Genomic DNA, 20,105 nt, shown 5'->3' with positions numbered 1-20,105 from the left:
GAATGCACTGCAAAACAGACAGAAAGCCGATAATTTTGGGGAATGGTTATCAAACAATGAAAATAGCCTTAAACATCATATTTTATATGTGCAGTTATCATCGATTTTCACAATATTTTTATTGTTTTAGATCAAGTCCTTATCAATATTGTGGTTTACCACAATAGTTGTGAATTACTGAATAACTCAAAATCACCCTACTACCTTGGGGGTAAGTGAATAATCATAATTTGTCACCATAACCTAACACCAAAAATTATAAAAAAGTTAGTTATCACACTCTCCAGTATTGGTTCAAAAAATGCTAACCGCCTTGCTTTTGCGAGGCTTAAAAACTTTAACTTACTGGAAATAGACAATGAAAAAATCAACCCTTGCTCTTGGCATTCTTGCCGCTGCTGTCGCCATAGGATATCCAACCTATAACGTTATGTTCTCTGCTCCTTCGTTTGAAATCAGTGACGAGAAACTCAATGCGAAATTCTCTCATTACTCCCAACCAGAACACTTCATTTGTGCTCAAGACCTTAAGAAATTGATGGATAGTAATGAGGATGTCGTGGTTATTGGCGCTCTTAACCCAATAAAACCTGATGCACCTATCGAAGGATCTTTTACTATGTGGCGTGATGGCTACTCAGCAAAAGAAGGCGCGTATGAATTTGATGGCATGAGTAACACCACGGAAGAAATGGAGAAAATCCTAAGTACTTACGGCGCAACTTCTGACTCAACCATCGTTGTTTATGCAGCAACATCACACCACGATGCTGCGCGTTTATTTTGGCAAATTGAAGCGCTAGGCCATAAAGACATTCGTTATTTAGATGGCGGATTAAACGCCTGGGTTGGCGCAGATTTACCAACAGGCAATGCAAACCCTTCACAAGAAGAGTCTGATTATCAAGCAGCAGAACCAACCCATGAGCACACAGCTCTTGCTACATTGGATATGGTCATTCAAGCACAGAATAATGATGAATGGGTAATCATAGATACTCGTGGTAATGACGAATTTAACGGTACTACGACAGTTGGTGGTGCATTTGGCCCGGGGACAATCCCAAACAGTGTTCACATTAACTGGACCAAGGCAGTAAATGAAGACACTACCTTAAAATCAGTAGAAGAATTACAAGCACTATACGGTGATGTAATTAAAGGCAAAAAAGTCATTGCCTACTGCCAATCAGGCGTTCGCTCTGCACACACCACCATGATTTTACAAAACGTTCTGGGTGCAGACGAAGTTTACAACTACGACGGCTCATGGATTGAGTACAGCCACGCTCACTATGAAGAAAAACAGCCGAACGTTACCGTTATCAACGGCCAACAAAGCTAATTCAATCTTAAATTGGAATCATAATAAAAATGAGCAATGTAATTTTTAGTCAAAAACTCTACGATACGGCTCAGCTGATTGTAGATGGCTGTATGGGTGATGCCGATCCAGCATGTCAAACCGCATGTCCAATGCACACGGATGTAAAACAGTATGTACGTTTAGCAGGAGAAGGACATTATCAAGAAGCCTTAGATTTAATTCGCGGCAAACTTTTCTTACCTCAAACGCTTGGTCGTATTTGTGCTCACCCATGTGAAGCTGCATGTCGCCGTAATACTGAATTTAATCAACCAATCAGTGTTGCTGGGATCAAACGCTTTGTTGCTGAAAAAATGGATAAACAAAGTAACTGGGATCTAACCGTTGCAAATGATAGTGGTAAAAAAATCGCTATCATTGGTGCTGGACCCGCAGGTGCGCAAGCGGCAATTGAGCTTCGTCGTAGCGGCCACCAAGTCACTATCTTTGAAAAACTGAATGTCTATGGTGGCATGATGCGTGTGGGTATTCCTGAATACCGTTTACCACGTGATGTTATCGATTTTGAATACCGTTATTTAGATATGCTAGGTATCGAAACAAAATTCGGTGTAGAGATAGGTAAAGACATCTCTTTTAATGAACTTCGTCTTTCTCATGACGCAATTGTATTGGCTCATGGGGCTCATGTAGGTTCTATCATTCCTCTTCCAGGACACAAAGCACAAGGCGTATTCTCTGCCGTTGAATACCTAAAAGAAGTTTCAGAAACACGAGATTTTCCTCGCGCTGGCAAACGTATCATGGTCATTGGCGGCGGTGATGTTGCTATGGACTGTGCTCGTTCATCGTGGCGTATTGGTGCTGATGAAGTACACCAATGTTCGTTAGAAGAGATGACAAAACTTCCTGCGAGCCAAGTTGAAATTGATGAGTCTCTCGAAGAAGGCGTACTATTTAATGCGGGCTGGGGGCCGATATCAATTGAAGAAACAGACGGAAAAGTAACGGGCGTAGTGCTTAAAAAAGTCATCTCAATTTTAGATGAAAATGGCAACTTTGCACCGAGTTACTCAGATGAAACCCGCACTATCGCTGTAGATACGGTTATTTTCGCAACAGGCCAAGTCGTCGCAGATATCACTGATGGCGCACTTGAGCAAACTCGTGGCGGTCGTTATGTGGTTGATAAACAAACCTTAGTCTCTTCTGTTGATGGGGTTTATGTTGCTGGTGACGCTTGTGGCGGTAACATTGTCGTTGAGGCAATGGCATTGGGTCATAAAGCCGCACTGAGCATTGAGCGTCAATTTGCAAAACGTCCTCTCACTGAAGAGCGTAATTTCGAGCAAGAGTACAGTTACCCCTCTCGCCTTGAAATCCCTCTTCCAAAAGGCACAACAGACACTCCTCGTTTGCATGGTCAATTACGCAACATAGAAGAACGCAAGCAAGACTTTAAACAAGTTGACCTTGGTTTTTCTGAAGAACAAATCAAGCAAGAAGCGTCTCGTTGTCTGCAATGTACTTGTAAATTATGCATGAACGAATGTGTGATGATGAATGACTTTGGAGATTGTCCTAAAACCTTGTTTAGTGACTTCATTAATAACAAAGCCATGGACCCGCTATTGGCTTACTCATGTAATGCCTGTGACCAATGTACGATTGTTTGCCCTAAAGATTATCCAATGAAAGAGATGTTCTTAGGCGCTCGCGTGGATTTTGTTAATGCCAATGGCGGTAACTCTCCAATACCTGGGCACAAAGCAATCAATATGCATCAGAAGCTTGGCTTCTCTAAACTCTTTACTATGGCTAAACGTACGGTGACTTCAAAATGAGTAATAAAGTATTTATGCCAGGATGCAGTCTGCCATCCTACTCGCCAGAAGGCGTTGCAAGCATCGCAAAATATCTAAAAGAAGTGTATCCAGACATGGGGGCAGTACAAAAGTGTTGTGGTAAACCAACCGCAGCTATTGGTCAATATGAATTATTTAAAGAACGTTACGGCCAGCTACAAGCTGATTTCGATAAGCTTGATGCGCAAGAAGTCATCGTGGCTTGCCAAAGCTGTTACGGCATGATCAAAAAGTCAGGGGGGAATCAAACACCAGTATCACTTTGGAAGTTGTTACCTCAAATCGGTCTTCCTGCTGAATTAATTGGTAAAGCAAAAAACAGCGATGTGGTGTTCACCATTCATGATTCTTGTTCTACACGCTACGAGAGCGAGCTTCAAGCGGGTATCCGTTGGATATTAACTGAGCTTGGCTATCAAATTGAAGAGCCTGAATACACCAAAGAGAACACGCGTTGTTGTGGCTTTGGTGGCATGGTAGTTCCAGCTAACCCAGATGTAGCAAACCGAGTAATCAAACGTCGTGTTGAAGAGTTTAAAACCGGTCACGTCGTTGTGTACTGTGCCGCATGTCGTGCCTCTATGATGGGTGTCGATACTAAAGCATGGCACATCCTTGATTTAATGTTTGGTCCTGTCGTAATGAATGGTGATGAACCACCGGCAAACGTATTGGCGAGCCCTGTTAAATCATGGTTCAACCGCTATAAGTCAAAAGCGGGTCTAATCAAGTGTATGTCAGTCGATTAATTAAAAGGATTTAAAATGAAATTTGTAAAAATTGCTCTTATCATTGCGGTAATTGCACTGGCACTTTTTGCCGCTAAACAAACCGGTATTCTTGAAATCATCACTGATATTAAGAGTCTTCAAGAGTGGATCGCAGGCTTTGGTGCATGGGGCTATGTCGTCTTTATCATTGCGTTTGTTTTTGCTTGTGTGTTCTTACTTCCTGGCAGTGCATTTACTATCGTTGCAGGTATTGTTTTTGGTCCAATCAAAGGTGGGATCTTAGCTCTATTTTCAGCGACACTAGGGGCTGTTGTTGCATTTATTGTTGCTCGCTTTCTTCTTCGAAATACCATCATGAAGAAATTCGGTGACAATCCAATGTTTAAAAAGATTGATGATGGCGTCGCAAAGAATGGGACTAGTTTCTTAATTTTAACGCGCTTAGTTCCTGTATTCCCATTTAGCTTACAAAATTACGCTTATGGACTAACTAGTTTGAACTTAGGTACTTATGCATTGGTCTCATTAGTAACAATGGCTCCGGGTGCATTCATTTTCGCTTACATGGCTGGGGATATTGCAACGAACGGTGTCTCTGCAATGTTATTAGTTAAATTCGCCGTTGCAGGGCTAATCCTATTTGGTATGTCTCTTATTCCTAAATACATAGCGAAGAAGAAAGGCATCAACATGGAAGAGTTAGCAAAGTAGTTGCTGAATAGCTATGACAGGGATAGTAATTGTTTGAATCTATTATCAAATTAAGATGCATAATAGAGATAGATAACTTACTATCCCTTTTATTGTTACCTAAACATAACAACTATTTTTTACTCTATAATTACACGGATGAATTTATGAAATACCACGCAAGCCGAGTTAAAGTTAATTAAGATGTTACGAGTTTTATATCTCCTCATTATTGTGATTTGTATTCTACCCACCTTACCTGGTTTACTGGGTGTAGCTCTGTCTGCATTTGGTTATATTCCACCATTAGGTATGAACCGCTTTTCTCTCACAGGCTTTGCTATGGTATTTGATTGGCAAGGTGTATGGCGATCCATTGGTCTTACGGTTTACTCTGCTATTGCCAGTAGCTATCTTGCGTGCTTCATTACCTTTGCTATTTTACAGGCAACATGGGGCACTCAGATTTGGCGTAAAATCGAACTCTCCCTGTCCCCTTTATTAGCAATGCCACATGTTGCTTTTGCCATTGGTTTTGCCTTTTTATTTGCTCCAACCGGTATGGGTATTAGAGCGCTGCACAGTCTATTTGGTTATGACCCTGCCACCCAAGGCGTTAATGATGCGGTTCTATTGATTAAAGACCCTCACGCACTTGGTCTAATTGTTATGCTCGCATTAAAAGAAGTGCCCTTTTTACTCTTAATGAGCATCTCTATCTTAGCGCAACTAAAAGTCACTCAAATAGAGAAAGTCAGTGCTTCATTAGGCTACAGTAAAAACCAAATGTGGTGGAAATGCATCTTGCCACAATGGTTTGCGAAACTTCGCTTTCCAATGTTAGCAGTGATTGCTTATAGCTTATCCGTAGTCGATGTCGCTCTAATCATTGGTCCAACAAACCCACCGACCTTTGCCGTATTAGTTTGGCAATGGTTTAGTGACCCTGACTTAAGTTTATTACCTCGCGCTGCCGCTGGGGCGGTGATTCTCTTTGCTATTGCTTCACTGTTGATTGCCTTTGCTCGTTTAATTGAATGGACAATAATCAAAGAGGTTAAATGTTGGCAATTCTCAGGTCGATATGGCATATCCCTTCCTGGTAACTCTCTGTTTATCATGATCATATCGTTAACCATTTTTATCATCCCACTCATGATCACGTGGAGCTTTGCACAGCGTTGGCGTTTTCCTGATCTTTTACCAAGCCGATACAGTAATCATTTTTGGCAACTCGAATGGGACAGTATTGTAAGTACGATTAATCAGAGCCTCATTATCGCCATAATCACCGCTACTATTACGCTGGTACTGGCGCTATTAGCTCATGAATATCGCATCAAATATAAATGGCAAATTCCAGGTTATGTCATTGCTATTCCAATGCTTATTCCACAGCTATCTATTTTATTTGGCTTACAAGTCGTTACGCTATACTTAAGCAGCGATTCATATTTACTTTGGGTTTGCTGGGCTCATGTCTTTTTCGCTTTTCCATTTGTTTATCTTGCACTTGATGGACCTTGGCGCAGTTTCGATATAAGGCTTATTCGCGCAGCCCTCAGTCTTGGTAAATCACCTCTGCAAGCGTGGCTCAAAGTAAAAATGCCGATTCTTCTGCCTGCCATTGTATTTGCGTGGGCGGTTGGGATCAGTGTCAGTTTAGCTCAATATTTACCTACACTAATGTTAGGTGCTGGGCGTATTAGTACCATCACAACCGAAGCGGTTGCGCTTTCAAGTGGATTTGACCGCAGGGTCACTGCCATTTATGCAATTTGGCAGGCTTTATTACCATTAATTTTCTTTACCATTGCGATAGTTTTCAGCCGAGTTCAAGGCAGATATCGCCGTATTTCAACCTAAGGGTATTTCTCACAATGTGTCTTAACCTTAACAATATCACCATAAAGAAAAACAGCGGTGATGCCTTATTCTCTTCACTCAATATGACAGTGAAACAAGGAGAGATCTTGACTCTGATGGGTCCAAGTGGCTGTGGTAAATCAACCCTATTAGATGTGATCGCAGGACATCTTTCTGAAGAGTTTTCCTACTCAGGTACGGTCATGCTCGACAGTGTAGATTTAAGCCAATTACCAGCCCATAAACGCAATGTAGGTATACTCTTTCAAGATGACTTACTTTTTCCTCACCTTTGCGTTTGGGAGAATCTTGCTTTTGCTTTACCAAACTCAGTTAAAGGTAACGAGCGTAAAATACAAGCCATGCAAGCACTAGAACATATCTCTCTCGTTAAACTGGCTGAGTCATTTCCTGACCAAATCTCAGGAGGCCAACGAGCTCGTATCAGCCTTACTCGTATGTTACTTGCTAAACCTAAAGTCGCTTTACTCGATGAGCCCTTCAGTAAACTTGATAAAGACTTGCGTATTCAATTTAGAGATTGGGTGGTAGAGCAACTTAAAGAGGCCAATATTCCGGCCTTAATGGTAACTCATGACAAAGAAGATGTTCCACAAGGAAGCCGTGTATTAACTTGGCCATGGGAGATGAATCATGCTTGATAGCTTTAGTATAAAAGTGATCCGCTGGCCGCTTACGCAGAGTGCTAAACTAGTTAATAAATTCGGTGTCACTGCCAATCAAACCACCTTATTTGGCTTCTTTTTAGGTTGCTTGGCTTTTCCTGCGCTGATCACAGAACATTATCTAGTCGCCTTAGTGTTTATTGTACTCAATAGAGTTTGTGATGGACTGGATGGTGCATTAGCCCGTATTCAAGGCATTACCGATGCGGGAGGATTTTTAGATATCAGTCTCGATTTTCTATTTTACTCACTCATTCCTTTTGGTTTTGTTCTCGCAAATCCAGAGCAAAATGCAGTAGCTGGTGCTTTTTTAATTTTCTCATTTATTGGCAGCGGCAGTAGCTTTCTTGCTTTTGCTGTCATGGCGAGTAAACAAGGCATTGATAATCCAGTTTATAAACATAAATCACTTTACTACATGAGTGGCTTAACCGAGGGAACAGAGACTATTGGCTGCTTTATCGCTATTTGTTTGTTCCCTGCTCATTTCGCCATTATTGCTTATATCTTTGGTGCTGCTTGTTGGTTTACTACCTTTACTCGGATCTATTCTGGGTTCCACACCTTGAAATCCTAGTTCTGTAAATATTCTAAAAAAGCAATAAAAAAACGGATGGTATCACTACCATCCGTTTTTGTTTTATTCTGATTTGTTGCTGTGTTTTTGACGCAGACTAGATAGCCCAACCACCAACATAAAATACAATCAAAGCAATCGTAATTGAAACAATACCAACGTTTAACTTCTTAAACTCACCAGCAAAAACACGACCTACGACTAGAGTAGTAAAGCCAATCATAATACCTGTTACAATGTTTGCTGAAAGTATAATGAATACCGCACAAACCAAGCCAGAAAGCGCATCAACAGAGTCATCAAAATCTAACTTTGATACATTACTTAGCATCAACAAACCTACGTACATCAGTGCAGGAGCCGTTGCATAAGCAGGAACCAAGTAGCTTACTGGCGATAAGAAGATCATCACTAAAAATAGCGCACCAACCACTGTTGCCGTTAGGCCTGTTTTACCACCAGCAGCTGTACCTGCTGCTGATTCAATATAAACCGCCGCAGGAGCACCACCAACAAGACCAGCGACCATTGAACTTGCAGAGTCCGCTGTTAATGCCTTACCGCCGTCGATGATTTTACCGTTCTTATCTAACAAGTTTGCTTGACCCGCAAGAGCACGGATTGTACCTGTTGCATCAAATACTGCCGTCATTACCAAAGCAATCACCACAGGAAGGATAGCTGGTGTTAATGCACCCATAATATCCATTGAGCCAATCAAAGAGCCACCATCCGCTGTTTGCAAGCTTGGTAGTGCAAAGAAGCCGTTGTAGGTTACGCTTGGATCAAAGATTAAGCCGATAATTGAAATAGCCACAATCACCAATAAAATACCACCTGGTACGCGTTTCTTCTCTAAGCCAAAAATAGCAGCAAGACCAAGTACCGACATGATCACAGAGAATGACTTAATATCACCTAACATGATTGGAAGACCTGCGTGTGCATTTTTAACAATCAGACCCGTGCCATCCGCAGCAATAAGCAGTAGGAATAAACCGATACCAATCCCCGTACCATGTGCAATACCTGATGGTAGGTTATTCAAGATCCACTGACGAATACCTGTTACCGTAATAAGCGTAAATAGCACACCCATGATGAATACCGCACCCAGTGCAACAGGAATACTAACCCCTTGACCAAGTACCAAGCTAAATGCAGTAAAAGCGGTTAATGAGATAGCACAACCAATCGCCATTGGAAGGTTTACCCATAATCCCATTAGTAACGAACCAAATGCCGCCACTAAACAGGTAGCAACAAAAACAGCCCCTGTATCAAAACCTGCAGCACCTAGCATACTTGGAACAACGATAACGGAATAAACCATCGCTAAGAATGTAGTTAAACCTGCGATCATCTCTGTTTTAACGGTACTGCCACGCTCAGAAATTTTAAAAAAACCATCTAGCTTTTTATCTAAATTAGATTGTGGTGCTGTATTCTGTACATTGTCCTGCGACATTAGAACATTCCTTAAATAGGTAACAGTAAAGTGGAGTTAATTTTCTGCGCGCATTTTTGCATAAACTGAGAAAAATATAAATAAGCAATCGTTATCGTCACGAGATTACAATTACTTACCATTAATCGTTAAGCAAATGAAATTACTGTTAATTCTTCCTAAAATGCTCTAAAAACAAAAAATGAGAATCAATTTTATTTCACTGATTCTCATAAAAGTGATCTTTAAACTTCAATTTATAACTTAAAAGTGTGTAGCATTTCTTTCAACTCTGCATTTTTATCAGCCAAAAACTGACCTTCAAAATTGATCTCTTCACATAATTTAAAGTTGGTAGCAACGTGAGATCTTGTATCATTAACATCATCAAATAATCGATGAATACTAGATTTTATACCATGCAACCCTGATTCAGACTGATTATCAGCAAGCAACTCTTTCACTTCGGCAATGGTATTATGTGCATTCTGAACTGATATTTTATTGATTTGGTATTGTTCACCTAACTTAATTAGTTCTGATTCTTGGTAGTTAATCTGCTCTTGAGTTTGAGCTATCGTCTGATTGACCGAAGTAACAATACTGGTAATTTCTTCAAGACTTGTTTGTGTAGATAACGCTAAGGTTCTAACTTCATCCGCAACAACAGCAAATCCTCTACCTTGCTCTCCGGCACGCGCGGCTTCAATCGCCGCATTTAAAGACAATAGATTGGTTTGGTCTGAAATTTTTTGAATCACAGTAACAAATTTATTAATCGCATTTGTTTGTGTTAATAAGGAATAAAAATTATGACTCAGCTCTGTTGTACTTTGCGCATAATTATCGAGTTGAACCATGATCTTTTCATTAGTCGTATTTACTTCAATTAACTCTTCTTGAGCGATCGTCGCCTTTTTCTCTGTGCTTACTGAACGATTAATTAATATTGCAGAGTTACTGTCTAGATCTTCTAACTGGGTATAAATCGAATCAAACAATTGAGATTGTTCTTGTAGATGTCGCGTGATATCTGCGGTTTTTTCAGTTAATACATGTGATGTATGATCAGAAGTAATCGACAAATGGGTGATCTCAGAGAGTGCTTGATTAATATTAATTCTAAAACTTTCAATAACCGATAAGACCCCACTCATTTCACTATTAAACGAGCTATTGATGACATTTTTAAGTGCTAAGTTTTTCTGCTCAAAATTGGCCATATAAACTTGAGTGTCTTTTAACGTATCCACACCCCAATGCTTTTCATCTCTATCGTGAATAAACAGAAAGAGCGCCAATATGCATTGAATAATTTGAGACGTTATATTTTCTGTAAAAAGGAAAGCATTCAAGATTAACAGAATAATACCAAGCCAATGAGTCATTCTCATTCGGAAAAAAAGGGATTTGAGCATAAGTAAGCCTTTAAAAGATAAAAAGAAATTTGATATTTCACATTATCTACACAGCAAATACTGAGCCAATCGTAAGTCATTGATAATTAATGATACAGACGAAATTCTGTGTCTATATGACATCATAATAAGTGTCAAATAGACACCTACACTGTCTTTATGACACTTATTTTAATGTTCTATTTAAATCATTTACTTAATCGGTTTAGACATCTTATAAAACTCATTTCAACTTTCTTGCTAATTTTTTGACATACCATTTAAGTATAATTTAAATCAAAATCATTCATCACACCAAAGGATTTTCTTTTAGAGTCTCTATATAGGTTAAAGAATGCTCATTAAATGTTAATTGAAGTAGAAACTTCGGCATACACGTCAAACTGGTGCAATATTTGCTTACATTAGGAAATAAATACTAATGAGAATAATCAAACATGACGTCTAAAATACATATGAGCAATAAGGAGATTCTGTTTCCTAAAGAGTACAACTTGTTATCTATTACTACTCCTTCAAGCCATATTTCCTATGCCAGTAAAGAATTTTGTGAGGTCGCAGGTTTTACATTAAATGAGCTCATTAATAAACCTCATAACATTGTGCGTCACCCCGATATGCCTTCTGACGCATTTAAAGATATGTGGGCTCACCTTAAAGAAAAAAAATCATGGATGGGGTTAGTTAAAAACCGCTGTAAAGATGGCAACTATTATTGGGTTGACGCTTTTGCTTCACCTATTTTAAAAAATGGTGCTATTCAAGAGTATCAATCAGTTCGTTTATGCCCTTCTCGCGAACACGTTAAAAATGCAGAAAAAGTATATGCCGCGTTAAAATCAGGTAATAAACCATTAAAAATGAAGCTACCAAGAACGCGTTTATGGCAACGTTATGCGTTAACTTTGATTCCTAATTTTGCAATTTCAGCAGCAGTAACTCAAATATCACCATTATTGGGCCTTGCTTCTTTCGCTGGAATTTCACTCATAAGCACCTATTCATTAACTCGTCGATTAGAGGCCTTAACAACCAAAGCCAGAAAAGTGTTCGATAATCCATTAATGGAATTGGTTTACACCAACCATATTGATGATATCTCAGAGATCGAACTGGCGTTAAAAATGCGTCAATCAGAAATCAATGCGGTTATTGGTCGTATTCAAGATTCCAATGAAAAAATTGAAGCATTAGCACAATCATCAACAAGTAACTGCCAAGACACCGTAAATAACATTACGATTCAAAGCAAAGAAACAGCTCAAGTTGCCAATGCAATTCAAGAGATGAGTGCTTCTGTTAATGATATTTCAAGCAGTGTTCAAACAACAGCTAGTGCAACAGAGCATACACACCAAATAGCTTCTGAAGGTATGTTAGCTGTGACCGACACAGTAAAATCAATTGAAATGCTAGTATCGCAACTAACCAACGCTTCAGGTGTAATTAGTACATTACAGGAACACGGTAACACCATTGGTTCTGTATTAACTGTCATTCAATCCATTGCTGAACAAACAAATTTACTGGCATTAAATGCCGCTATTGAAGCTGCACGTGCTGGTGAGCAAGGCCGTGGTTTTGCTGTTGTTGCGGATGAAGTAAGAGCCTTAGCGCAAAGAAGCCAAGAATCGACCAAAGAAATCCAAGAAATCATTTTACATATTCAGTCAAGTACACAAGAAGCAGTACAAACGATAGAAGAAGGTAGAGATCTTTCTGAAGTGTGCGTTGATAATGCAAAAAAATCAGGAAATAAACTGCAGGAATCATTAGATCAAGTCACTAATATTTCAGCGCAAAACACCCAAATTTCTGTTGCGGTAGAACAAATGGTAAAAGTAGCAGACGAGATGAATACCAATATTCAATTAATTAATAATGTCTGTTTAGAAACAAATAGCATTGCGAATGGAACAATGGAGCAATGCCAAACACTTTCAAAAACTATTCACTCTCAAGGAGATTTAGTGTCTCAATTCAGGACGTTAAGCTAAAGTAAGAGCACCTACACAAAATCCGTTTATCATCATAACAATGATAAACGGATTGCTCCTTACACTTATCTTTACTACTTTTATATCTCTTCCTTGATATTGCATTGCTGTTTCTATTTCTATTTGTTGTTTTCTATTTAACTGGGCAACCTTTACAGAACCTGATGGGTTTCTGAAGCGTATTTACGGAAAATTGGATTATCTATACTGTCCTTATTTTCTGGACGCCATAACCCTTCCTCAACCCCTTTAACGATCAAATGAATCACCGCAGAGTCAATCGCTGACATTAAGGCTATATTTACCGGTTCATTATTTGTATAACCTAATTCAACTTCCAATAATTCTTTATAATCTACAAATCGAAAAGCACCGGCTGAAACCTCATACGAGAGTATCGTTTTACTGGTTGTAACACTTGTTAAGATCTTACCACTACGAACATCGACCGCTCGAATATTAACAGTAACTTGATCCGCTCTGTATTGTCCTGAACCACCAATACCTAAGTATCTAGCCCCTGCTCCTCCCGTTTTAATATTTGAATCATAGGCTACGATTCCACCTTCAATCATTACGTTTGCAGATAACAAAGATGGAAGCGTAGAACCATGATTAGAAATAGATTCTTGTTTTTTTTGTGCCGCCCTAATAATTTTCCTTTCCGTTAAAAGGTTTTGTAAGCCTTGGCGCTCTAGTGGATAGAACCATTCAGAATCTAATAAAGCCATCGTTAAAAGAGCAGTACCACCTTGAGGTACAGCCGTTGAGAAATTACTGTTTGGTTGTGGCTTATATTGACCCGTTTGGTCTCTAAAATCATACACCGAAACAAATATTCTCCCTCTTGGTTTAGGTAAAGAAATGAGTTCTACATAATTAGCACCACGCTGCATTAATGTCGGCAATTCTGAAGTTTCAGGTACATCAATAGAATTAGAGCAACCTGAAATAATAAAAAGTAATAAAAATAACATTGAATATTTCATTGCTGATTCCTTAGCTTAGAAATTAATCTGGAGTAAGACCACTTACTTGGATTTCCGAGCTTTCACCCGTTTCTTTATCTATGATTTGAATAAGCAGCGCTCCAGAATCATCAACAATATTTAGAACAAAATCATCTGTGACAAGCTGCCCAGTATTACCATTACCTACATCAGCTAATAACTGGCTTATTAATCGAGATTCTAAACTTGAAGTGAGACGATCTAACGCTGACTCTTCTTCAAACAGTGAATCATCTTTTGGTGCTTTATAATCATTAATCGCATTTGCGCCAGCAAAAAGATGAGATGTATTTAGAGGATTCCCTCCAAAATTAGGGTTCACTGGCGTATAAACTAACTCACTGGCTTGACTTAATGGTATAAAACTACTTATTAGAACAAGAAATATAATCCTTATGCTCATACTAAATCCTTAGATCTCAGGCAGTTCGAGATCGTATGTGTCTGTAAATAATTTCTCTGTTTTCCATCTTATAATATATTGATTTACAGACTCTATCGCTTGTTCTGCTTTCTCATCAGCCTGTCTTTGGCCCGGTGAAAGCGCCCCTCTGTAAATAACTTTATCAAAATGGTAAACCCCTATAATGCTTCCAGATAATGCGGTTGGCCTCTCTTTAACTGTTAAATTCACATCTATTCCATCGTATTTACTATTCATTTTCATAGAAAAAGCAACGTAAAAATCTCTTCCTAATCGAGTCAATGTTCGATCAATGATTAAGCCATCAATCTCAACTAAGTCATCGACTTCATTAACCTTATTATTCTCTAACGGTGTTTTTGATTCCAAATCACTTTTATTATCAGACGCATAAGTGAATAACGAAATAAATAAACATATAAACAAAAAAAATATAGCCTTAAAATTCATGCTCACACCTCTTTAAAGTCATATCCTTTTGCCCACATCATTGCTTGCAAACGATTTTTAACATTAATCTTTTTAAATATATTATAAAGATGTGTTTTAACTGTATTTTCACTGACAAAAATAGTGTTCGCTATATCTATATTTGAAGAGCCTAATGCTAATAATTTTAGTATTTCTTTTTCTCTTTCAGTTAACGATACCGATGTTGTTAAAATTCCATCTTGCCTCTCTCGATAAGAAAATATAATTTCTTTTGTAATTTCTCTACTAAGCCATATTTCACCACTTATTATTTTTTTTATTCCTTGAGAAATTACTTTAATATCATCACTCTCATAAAAAGCACCCACAACATTTGGATATTTCATAATATCTTTCAAAGCATCTAAACAAGTCACATTGAAAAGAATCTCTTTAAATTTCATCTTCTCTTGATTAATCATATATAAATAATTTTTATAATTTTTATCTGTTTGATTTTTCAAATCTAAAATAATAAAAACATCTTCATCTGACTCATTCATGATGCTTAACTCATCAAAACTAAGAGATACAATATTCATACATGATGATTTTTCTAATAAATCAATCAGTAATGATGAATATAGAGTTTGGCATGATGACAAGTAATAAATAGTCATATCCTACCTCCACAATTAACATTATTTAAAACTAGTTCAATACATAAGTATATCCAGAAATAAGTAGTAAACTAATGGACATTATTGCATTATTCTCAAATTTGAGAATTTAATAAGAGCAGTAAAAATGAGCTTTCTAATACTTTAGTTTATTTTTATTTTATTAAAATATCATAGAAAAGTTCATGGTTGTTCTCTCTGTAAAATCCATACTTTTGGTGTAGCAAAAAATGCTATTACAAAAAAAGAGGGACACTGATATGAACAAACTATCAGTACGTTATCTCTATTTATTATTAGCTGTAAGTAGTTACACCTATGCAAATAGTGATTTAGGAATTAGTGAATTCAATGCTCCTGAAGAACTAACGGCATTATCAGAATTAAATACTAGTAATGATAATCATGCCATTGTAGAGCTTACAAATTCAACAAATTCTAGTGTGATAATTTTACAGCATAACGTGAATGGGGCAGGAAGTAATAAAGCAAAAGTACAACAAACTGGCTATGAAAATAATGCAATCATAGCGCAGGTTGGAAGCAATAATACAGGCCTAGTTATCCAAGACGGAATAAACAATTACGCCTCCCTTGAGCAATGGGGAGTAAGTCATGAGGGAGCCATAATACAAAATGGTAATGACAATATCGCTCATTTAACACAAACGGGTAATGGTAAACAAAATGCAGTAAATCAGACTGGTGATTCAAATATTGCAGCAGCAGTTAACAAAAGTAATGGAGCAGGTTTTTCCATTAATCAAACTGGCAATCAAGGAATTATCTTAGTCAACGGAATGGATAGATTCATATCCATCACAAATTAAAGTATTTCAAGGAAGTTTATTATGAAAAATTTAGCAATCGCAATCTCAACCATCTTACTTTCTGGTGCAGTGTACGCAGGAAATACCGCTGATGTTGAATTAGTTAATGCCGATGATAATAACGTAAATATTTTCCAGTTATCACCAGCAGTAGGTAATGATGCAGATGTTTTAATCAAAAATTCAGATCTAAATGATGTTGAAGTTTATCAAATGGGCCGTCATAACGATGCTGTAGTTAGGGCTCGTAATAACAGTGATGACAATGACCTATTCATTGGTCAACAAGGTCGACACAATGAAGCTGTAGTAAAAGCTCGTCGTCATAGTGATGGTAATGATCTTACTGTTGAGCAAGATGGTCGTCGTAATTTCGGTAAAATTGAAGCTTATGACAGTGATAATAATATGGCACTGATTGACCAAGATGGACGCCATAATGACGCTCTAATTGATATGGATTATTCTGATAACAATATGGTTAATACGATTGAGCAAGATGGTCGTCGAAATGATGCGGCTATTTACCTAGATGGTGCTGATGGCAATATGAGTAATACCATTGTACAAGATGGCCGTCGAAATGACGCAACCATTGGTATTTATGGTGGTTCTAACAATGACTCACTTGCCATTGTACAAGATGGTCGCCGAAATGACTCAACGATTAGTGTTTATGGTGGCTCTGGTAATACCGCTTTAACTGATATTGATGGCCATGATAATGACACTTACACTGCCTTTTATGCTGGTGCGTCGGATAATGACACTGAAATCCTACTAGAAAATGGGGCTTTAGATAATACAGTTTACGCCGTTGTTGTTGGCGGGAATGATAATGAGGCAGATATACTTATTGATGCCAGTCACGATAACTTCGCTATGGTTGGTCAATGGGGTAGTAACTCTGATGCAACCATTAACCTAGTAAACGACTCTAACAGTAACGTCGTTGTGGTTAACCAAACTAACAACGATTCAGCCACTGTTCTAGCAGACAATAGTAATAGTAATGCTGTCTTTATTACTCAATTCTAAATTTAAAGATAGAACTAACTATTATTAATATCTAAACTATTGAAAAATTAAATAAAAATCCTAATCAGTAATTGATTAGGATTTTTCTATTTTAGCGATGATAAATGATAAGTACTTAAAGTAGAAATAGGGTTAAACATAATGTCATTCATTTTAATCTCCTCATCCCTATACCATCTATGTCATAATAATCCTTTGTATATGCTGTATTTAAAGGGACGAAAATGACTGCCACTACTTATCTTAATGACTTAAACCAACGTTATTTATCGATTCATCGCACCAAAGAAAACTTCTTTTGGGATACCTACATGGGTTTAAGCGATGATCACCAAGGCTCTACGGAAGCAGAAACTGCATGGACGAACTTTTTAAGCAATGCAGAGCAAATCTCCGCAGTTAAAGAACAAATCATACTGGCTGAATCAATCACTGATAATGAAGAAAAAAAACAAACCTTGATTGGTTTAAAAGGCTGGTTAGCAACATTTGAATCTCACGCAATAGAATCAAAACAAGCTCAACAACAAAAAGCAGATCTAATAAAATTTGAAGCGGGTCTATTTGAAAAAAAGCAAAACCACACCATGACGTATGTAAACGAAGAAGGTGAAACGGTTGAAGGCTCTCTTCCTGTACTCGCTTCTATTGTTCGCACCAGTGCTAATGCCGCAACACGTCAATCAGCTCATCAAGCGTTTCTTGGCTTAGAGCAATGGCTATTACAAAACGGATTTATTGAATTAATTAAACTTCGCAACAAATTTGCTCGCTCTCAAGGGTTTGATACTTTCTTTGATTACTCGGTAACAAAAAAAGAAAAAATGACGACAGATCAACTATTTACTATTTTAGATGATTTTGAAATTCGTACTCGTGATTGTCACCAACGTAGCTTAGATCAACTTGCAACGGATAAAGGCAATGAAGCCTTACTCGCGCATAACTTTGTCTTCTCGTTTGCAGGCGATGTGATGCGAGATCTAGACCCTTACGTACCGTTCTCAAAATCATTACGTCGTTGGGTTGAATCGTTTGGCCGTTTAAATATTGAGTTCTCAGGCGCAGAATTAACGCTTGATTTATTGGATCGTAAAGGCAAATACCCTAACGGTTTTTGTCATGGCCCTATTCCTTCTTTTTATAATCAAGACCAATGGGTTGCTGCTAAAGTTAATTTTACTAGCAACGCAAAACCAGACCAAGTTGGCAGTGGTTATGACGGTATGAACACCTTATTTCACGAAGGTGGCCATGCGGCTCATTTCTCTAACGTGAAGATGAACGCACCCTGCTTTTCACAAGAATTTGCGCCTACCTCAATGGCCTATGCAGAAACCCAATCCATGTTCTGCGATAGCTTGCTAGAAGATGCAGATTGGTTAAAACAGTATGCACTTGATGAAAATGGCAACGCTGTACCTGATTCGATTATCAAAGCAATGATCGACAGCAAACAACCTTTCCGTGCATATCAAGAACGCAGTATTTTAGTGGTACCGTATTTTGAACGAGCGCTTTATCAATTAACTGATGAAGAACTTACGCCAGAAAACATCACAGCATTAGCTCGTACTACAGAAAAGAAAATTCTTGGATTAGCGTGTAGTCCACGTCCATTAATGGCTATCCCTCACTTAGTGTCTGATGAAGCCTCATGTGCTTATCATGGTTACTTGTTGGCACACATGGCGGTCTACCAAACTCGCGCCTATTTCACTGAGAAATTTGGTTACTTAACTGATAATCCTGAGATTGGTCCATTACTGGCAAAACACTATTGGAATGCCGGTAACAGCGTTAACCATAATGACTCAATCATAGCTCTTACTGGTGAAGGCTTTAACGCTAAATATTTAGCTGATAAGTGTAATTTATCTGTTGAAGAGGCGTGGAAATCTGAGCAAGAAAAAATGGCAGAGTTAGATTCTAGAACTCAAGCCGAAGTGGCACCGCTAAATGCAACAATCTCTATTATTGATGGTCCAAAAACATTAGCAAGTAATACAGAATCAAACACAAAAATGTGTGACGAGTTTGAAGCCTATATTATGAAAACGTACGGACGCTAAACTGATTTCAGGGTGGTATTTATGCCACCCTGCTTATTTCAATATAGATAAATTAGAGCGATCGTCTTGAGAATAAAGTTGCTCAATTAAACGTGCTTGCTCTAGCTGGCCAACCGTTCCATTATCAATCAGCAATTGTTGTTCTTTTAAGATATCAATCAAATCCGTCGGAACAGAATTGCCATTACCGACAATCTCAACATGACCTGCTTTCACCGTTATTGGATTCGCATGAACGACATCATCCACTTCTTGATTTGACTGCTCACTAACACTAAAAACGTAATCATCTTCAACGCATATTCCGTCATCATTGGTTCTTCGACACGTATCACGCTCATCCGTTTTAATTACTAAATGCTGAGAAACTGAAGGGAGAAGTTCTCCCGGTTGTTCAATAAAATCAGCATTAGGTGGGATCTGTTGATATTTCTCGCCAGTCACGGCATAACAGATCAAATCAACAATACCCAAAGACAAGATCCGTAAAGAAGTCATTCCACAATGTGACGATATTTCAATGCCATTAAATGGGGAAGAGACCGTGGTAAGTTGCAGTTGTTTTGTGGCGACTTTTTTCTCATCTTCTCTATCAACCGTAAGTGCTCTACGAGCGACCAAACCACCTTGGCTATGGCCAATAATATGGAGAGGCTGATTGGGATTTTCATTTGATAATTGATTTAGAGCAGAAACAAGCTCGCCAGAGGTCTCTTCTAGACTCTTTCTGTCATCATACTCAAAACAGATAGCTTGTTGATCATATAAACCATAAACATCCGCTAAGGTTTTAAATTGACCCGCAGAAGCGAAGCAGCCATGAGCAATAATGGTTAATGGTTCATCTGGATTTAAATGAATACGACTATCATTGGCATTATTACAATGCTTTAGCCCTTCAATATTTAGGGTTTGCTTGGTCAACATCGTTGGTTCTTCAACCTCATCAATATCATTGACAGAGTTTGACGAACAACCAGCTAGGCCGAAAAGTACTCCCACACTGGCACATCGCAAATAATCCATTTGATTCATT

The 20,105-nt window shown here is 38.3% G+C and carries 18 protein-coding genes; 11 read left to right on the top strand and 7 right to left on the bottom strand.

Annotated features, from left to right (window positions below; translation table 11 throughout):
• The first annotated feature begins 358 nt into the window (after window positions 1-358).
• The 7 genes from AC2INI_RS16140 to AC2INI_RS16110 all read left to right on the top strand — a co-directional run bounded on the left by AC2INI_RS16140 (window position 359) and on the right by AC2INI_RS16110 (window position 7,742).
• Entirely contained in the window at window positions 359-1,345 is a 987-nt protein-coding gene (locus tag AC2INI_RS16140) for a rhodanese-like domain-containing protein (protein WP_486306412.1), read from the top strand.
• Between the two features lie 29 nt (window positions 1,346-1,374).
• Window positions 1,375-3,171, top strand: a complete 1,797-nt coding sequence (locus AC2INI_RS16135; RefSeq protein WP_122032461.1) for an FAD-dependent oxidoreductase — start codon at window positions 1,375-1,377, stop codon at window positions 3,169-3,171.
• Window positions 3,168-3,941, top strand: a complete 774-nt coding sequence (locus AC2INI_RS16130; protein ID WP_122032460.1) for a heterodisulfide reductase-related iron-sulfur binding cluster — start codon at window positions 3,168-3,170, stop codon at window positions 3,939-3,941. The genes AC2INI_RS16135 and AC2INI_RS16130 overlap by 4 nt, the downstream gene beginning before the upstream one ends.
• Window positions 3,942-3,956: 15 nt before the next feature.
• Entirely contained in the window at window positions 3,957-4,634 is a 678-nt protein-coding gene (locus tag AC2INI_RS16125; protein ID WP_122032459.1) for a TVP38/TMEM64 family protein, read from the top strand.
• 183 nt (window positions 4,635-4,817) lie between these two features.
• The gene (locus AC2INI_RS16120) at window positions 4,818-6,479 is read left to right on the top strand and encodes an ABC transporter permease (RefSeq protein WP_486306411.1); all 1,662 of its coding nucleotides are present in this window, start codon (window positions 4,818-4,820) and stop codon (window positions 6,477-6,479) included.
• Window positions 6,480-6,493: 14 nt separating this feature from the next.
• The gene (locus AC2INI_RS16115) at window positions 6,494-7,141 is read left to right on the top strand and encodes an ATP-binding cassette domain-containing protein (RefSeq protein WP_486306410.1); all 648 of its coding nucleotides are present in this window, start codon (window positions 6,494-6,496) and stop codon (window positions 7,139-7,141) included.
• Entirely contained in the window at window positions 7,134-7,742 is a 609-nt protein-coding gene (locus AC2INI_RS16110; protein WP_486306409.1) for a CDP-alcohol phosphatidyltransferase family protein, read from the top strand. The genes AC2INI_RS16115 and AC2INI_RS16110 overlap by 8 nt, the downstream gene beginning before the upstream one ends.
• Window positions 7,743-7,839: 97 nt before the next feature.
• Here AC2INI_RS16110 and AC2INI_RS16105 read toward each other — a convergent pair whose 3' ends face one another.
• On the bottom strand, window positions 7,840-9,210 hold the full coding sequence (locus AC2INI_RS16105; RefSeq protein WP_486306408.1) for an NCS2 family permease: 1,371 nt from the start codon (window positions 9,208-9,210) through the stop codon (window positions 7,840-7,842).
• A 236-nt stretch (window positions 9,211-9,446) separates the two neighbouring features.
• A complete protein-coding gene (locus tag AC2INI_RS16100) occupies window positions 9,447-10,607 on the bottom strand; it encodes a methyl-accepting chemotaxis protein (RefSeq protein WP_122032454.1) in 1,161 nt (386 codons plus the stop codon).
• Window positions 10,608-11,044: 437 nt separating this feature from the next.
• On the opposite strand from AC2INI_RS16100, the gene AC2INI_RS16095 reads away from it, so the two are divergent.
• A complete protein-coding gene (locus AC2INI_RS16095; protein ID WP_486306407.1) occupies window positions 11,045-12,604 on the top strand; it encodes a methyl-accepting chemotaxis protein in 1,560 nt (519 codons plus the stop codon).
• Window positions 12,605-12,756: 152 nt separating this feature from the next.
• On the opposite strand, the gene AC2INI_RS16090 is transcribed toward AC2INI_RS16095, so the two are convergent.
• From AC2INI_RS16090 to AC2INI_RS16075, 4 genes are read right to left on the bottom strand one after another with little or no spacing between them, the layout of a single operon-like run.
• Window positions 12,757-13,593 (bottom strand): CsgG/HfaB family protein, encoded by an 837-nt coding sequence (locus AC2INI_RS16090; protein WP_122032452.1) that lies wholly within the window; start codon window positions 13,591-13,593, stop codon window positions 12,757-12,759.
• Window positions 13,594-13,615: 22 nt separating this feature from the next.
• On the bottom strand, window positions 13,616-14,017 hold the full coding sequence (locus AC2INI_RS16085) for a curli assembly protein CsgF (protein WP_122032451.1): 402 nt from the start codon (window positions 14,015-14,017) through the stop codon (window positions 13,616-13,618).
• Window positions 14,018-14,026: 9 nt separating this feature from the next.
• Window positions 14,027-14,488 carry a curli production assembly/transport protein CsgE gene (locus tag AC2INI_RS16080; protein WP_486306406.1) on the bottom strand — a complete coding sequence of 154 codons (462 nt, stop codon included), beginning with the start codon at window positions 14,486-14,488 and terminating at the stop codon, window positions 14,027-14,029.
• A 2-nt stretch (window positions 14,489-14,490) separates the two neighbouring features.
• Window positions 14,491-15,129: a LuxR C-terminal-related transcriptional regulator gene (locus tag AC2INI_RS16075; RefSeq protein WP_486306405.1), complete on the bottom strand. Its 639-nt coding sequence runs from the start codon at window positions 15,127-15,129 to the stop codon at window positions 14,491-14,493.
• Between the two features lie 260 nt (window positions 15,130-15,389).
• On the opposite strand from AC2INI_RS16075, the gene AC2INI_RS16070 reads away from it, so the two are divergent.
• The 3 genes from AC2INI_RS16070 (at window position 15,390) to AC2INI_RS16060 (ending at window position 19,069) form a co-directional block, all read left to right on the top strand.
• Window positions 15,390-15,959, top strand: a complete 570-nt coding sequence (locus AC2INI_RS16070) for a curlin subunit CsgB (protein WP_486306404.1) — start codon at window positions 15,390-15,392, stop codon at window positions 15,957-15,959.
• 21 nt (window positions 15,960-15,980) lie between these two features.
• The gene (locus AC2INI_RS16065) at window positions 15,981-16,997 is read left to right on the top strand and encodes a curlin associated precursor, CsgA like protein (RefSeq protein ID WP_486306403.1); all 1,017 of its coding nucleotides are present in this window, start codon (window positions 15,981-15,983) and stop codon (window positions 16,995-16,997) included.
• A gap of 224 nt (window positions 16,998-17,221) precedes the next feature.
• Window positions 17,222-19,069: a M3 family metallopeptidase gene (locus AC2INI_RS16060; protein ID WP_486306402.1), complete on the top strand. Its 1,848-nt coding sequence runs from the start codon at window positions 17,222-17,224 to the stop codon at window positions 19,067-19,069.
• 33 nt (window positions 19,070-19,102) lie between these two features.
• Here AC2INI_RS16060 and AC2INI_RS16055 read toward each other — a convergent pair whose 3' ends face one another.
• Window positions 19,103-20,104 (bottom strand): esterase/lipase family protein, encoded by a 1,002-nt coding sequence (locus AC2INI_RS16055; RefSeq protein ID WP_486306401.1) that lies wholly within the window; start codon window positions 20,102-20,104, stop codon window positions 19,103-19,105.
• Between the last annotated feature and the right edge of the window lies 1 nt (window position 20,105).

Source organism: Aliivibrio friggae, from assembly GCF_057368515.1.
The sequence above is the reverse complement of the archived record's forward strand: the minus strand, read 5'-3'. Positions and strand labels throughout refer to the sequence as shown.